The organism is Collinsella sp. (assembly GCF_052346665.1).
Lineage (GTDB): Bacteria > Actinomycetota > Coriobacteriia > Coriobacteriales > Coriobacteriaceae > Collinsella.
On sequence record NZ_DAWDUX010000020.1, the window covers coordinates 18,602 to 21,974 of the forward strand.

Genomic DNA, 3,373 nt, shown 5'->3' on the forward strand with positions numbered 1-3,373 from the left:
GAGCAGGGGACTCTTAATCCCAAGGTCCAGGGTTCGAATCCCTGATCGCCCACCATTGAATGTATGCTCCCGCAAGGGAGTTTTTCTTTATGTGCGTGTTCTAGCTCCTCAAATCGATTGCGTTCGGCTACATCCCATTGAATCCGGGGGATGCAGCAACGTTGATCAGGCACGCGGATGATGCATGTGCGGTGGATAATCGGGTCGATAGTGGGACCCAAGGCTCTCACGTCGTTCGCGCATGGCGCTTAGCATGGCGTGAGCGAGCTTGAGCTGCGAGGAAATGCGAATTCCCCGTGCGAGTGAGGCGTCACGGGGGATGACGCAGTCGCGGCATGCTCCGTGGAAACGCGCCTCACGCTGTAACTGCTCGATATCCCGCAGCGCATCTGCGAGACCTGCCTCGGTGCGCTGGATCATGGCGTGCGCGCTCATCGTGCGCTTCATGTCCCCCGCAATGCGGGAAGCATCCATGTCGTCCAGGGGCACTTCCGTCATGCGGATGTCTTGAAGCGCCAGCTCGAGGGCGCGTGTCGCGACATGACGTATCGCGGCACCGGATTTCACGCGCTGAGCTGCCTTCGCTGCCTGTGTGCCGGCAATCCTTCCAAACACGAGTCCATTGGCGCTCGAGAGCCCTCCAATGCGATCGGCCCCGTGCATGCCTCCCGTCACCTCACCGCAGGCATAGAGACCGGGCACGCCGGTCTGGGCACATTCATCGATCTGTATCCCACCGTTTGCCGCGTGTGCGTACATGGCGACGCGCAGGTTATCCGCGGGAGTGATGCCCAGCTCGTCTTGTATCCATTGGGCGAATGTCCTCACAAATTCGGGGGCTCCCTCATGCGGGAATCGATAGCGAACAGAAAGCCCCTCGTCGCCAGCAGCGTCAATCGCCATGTCCACGAGTGCGTCGTCAAGACGGCAGGTGAAGGGTCCGTGCCCGGAGCGCATCTCAAGGAGCGCGCCGAGGTCCTCTGGCTCCCTGGGCAGCAGTTTGTTCTCGTCCTCGAACATGGCGTAGCGAAACGTCTTCTCATTGAAGACGATGCCGCGGGCGGGGTAGACCAAGCCGGGCATCATCTGTATGAATTCAATGTTGACGAGGGAGCAGCCAGCATCCATGGCGATGCCCTGGGCGGAGCTTAGGACGTCTTGGGAGGTGAGGCTTCGCTCGAATAGGCCTCCGGTTCCACCTGTCGAGAGGACGACGGCGTTGGCGATGCATCCGAAGAGTTCCTGGGCCCTTCGGTCGTAGAGGATGGCACCAACAATCGCCCTCGTTCCGTCTTCGCCGCGGGTGAGGCGCATCAGCTCGCATCGTTCGAGGACATCTATGCCGAGTTCCTCGAACGCGCGCTTTGCGGCAGCCTCGAACTCCTTTCGTGTGATGCCACGCCACAAACGGTGTTTATGGTCGAAGCAGGGTATAAAGGTTGATTCAAGGGCGCTTTCGGCGCTCTCCGGACGTTTGAGCCTCACGCCAAGCTCATCTTCGAGCCAGACGATCGACGGGTGAATACCCCGTACGAACGTCTCCACGAGCCTCTCATCGGCGACACCGCAGCCAACGCGTAAGATGGATGCGATCAGATCCGCCTCGTCGGTATCGGATTCGGGTCCGATGAGGCCGAGCCCCCATGTGCCCGGGTAGAAGCTCGATCCTCCGAATAGCGGTCCGGCGCAGGCGAGTGCCACCGATGCGCCATGGGATGCGGCTTCGATTGCGGCGCTGATGCCTGCAATGCCGCCTCCGATGACGAGGACATCGCATTTGAGTTCCATGGGGTTCTCCTATCTGCGGATTGGCCGATGATGCGCCGTTCACTAGGGTACGTGGTCGCGGTATCGTTCGGACGCGCGGGTCGGTACGCGGCAGATGCTATTGCGCGGACGGTTTGTCATACGAGTCATCTAGTCGGATATTGCATGAGATCGTCTGAATTTTAGATATATGCGTACGCGCCTCTCGTGCGCCTGAGGGCTGTCGCGCGCGTACATCGGCGGGTGCGCCCGTTGCCGTGTCCGCCTGTCCACCCTCCATCCTCCACCTGGAATCCTCTCCAAGAAAAAGGGCCGCCACCCGAAGGTGACGGCCCGTATTGCCGAGTCGTTGGCGTGCGTCTCGCGCGGCGCGAATGCTACTCGTTGATAGCGGCGTTCACGGCGACGGCGCAGGCGACGGTGGCACCGACCATGGGGTTGTTGCCCATGCCGATGAGGCCCATCATGTCGACGTGCGCGGGCACGGAGGAGGAGCCGGCGAACTGGGCGTCGGAGTGCATACGGCCCATGGTGTCGGTCATGCCGTAGGAGGCAGGGCCGGCGCCCATGTTGTCCGGGTGCAGGGTGCGGCCGGTACCGCCACCGGAGGCCACGGAGAAGTACTTCTTGCCGGCCTCGAGGCGCTCCTTCTTGTAGGTGCCCGCGGTGGGGTGCTGGAAGCGCGTGGGGTTGGTGGAGTTACCGGTGATGGAGATGTCCACGTTCTCGTGCCACATGATGGCAACGCCCTCGCGGACGTCGTCGGCGCCGTAGCAGTTGACGGCGGCACGGGGACCATCGGAGTAGGGGATGGTCTCGACGACCTTGAGCTCACCCGTGAAGTAATCGAACTGGGTCTTCACATAGGTGAAGCCGTTGATGCGGGCGATGATCTGGGCGGCGTCCTTGCCCAGGCCATTCAGGATGACGCGAAGCGGCGTCTTGCGGGCCTTGTTGGCGTTGAGGGCCAGCTTGATGGCGCCCTCAGCGGCGGCGAAGGACTCGTGACCGGCGAGGAATGCGAAGCACTCGGTGTCGTCGGACAGGAGCATGGCGCCCAGGTTACCGTGGCCCAGACCCTCGGCGACGGAGCCCGGAACGGTGAAGGCCTGGATGCCCTCACCGATGATGGCGGCAGCCTCAGAAGCGCTCTTGGCGCCCTTCTTGATGGCCAGCGCGCAGCCAAGGGTGTAGGCCCACTCGGCGTTCTGGAATGCGATGGACTGGGTGTCGTGCACGATCTCGCGGGCGTTTACGCCCTTGTCGAGGCAGATCTGCTCGGCTTCCTCGAGGGAGGCGATGCCGTTCTCGGCGAGGCAGGCGTTGATCTTCTCAACGCGGCGCTCGTAACCTTCGAAAGTAACAGCCATGTTCTATCCCTCCCTTTCTACTCGTGAACCGGGAAGACGTTGGCGACCGTGTGGGTCTCCTCGTCGGTGCGCGGGTCGATGTACTTGGCGGCGTTCTCCCACTGGCCGTAGTGGCCCATGGCGCCGGCGATGGCCTCCTCGGGGGTCTTGCCGGCCTTGAGGGCGTCGGTGAACTTGCCGAGGTTCATGAACTCGAACGCGATGATCTCGTTGTTGGCGTTGAGGGCCATGCGGGT

Annotated in this window: 2 protein-coding genes and 1 pseudogene; all 3 read right to left on the bottom strand. The window is 62.3% G+C overall.

The genetic code is table 11. The features are described from left to right. Nucleotides 1-165: 165 nt before the first annotated feature. Complete coding sequence (locus ACT8II_RS05130) at nucleotides 166-1,788, bottom strand: FAD-dependent oxidoreductase (RefSeq protein WP_443813198.1); 1,623 nt, start codon at nucleotides 1,786-1,788, stop codon at nucleotides 166-168. Nucleotides 1,789-2,144: 356 nt separating this feature from the next. Further along, nucleotides 2,145-3,137 (bottom strand): GGGtGRT protein, encoded by a 993-nt coding sequence (locus tag ACT8II_RS05135; protein ID WP_443813199.1) that lies wholly within the window; start codon nucleotides 3,135-3,137, stop codon nucleotides 2,145-2,147. 17 nt (nucleotides 3,138-3,154) lie between these two features. After that, a pseudogene (locus ACT8II_RS05140) lies at nucleotides 3,155-3,373 on the bottom strand (hypothetical protein); the annotation flags it as partial.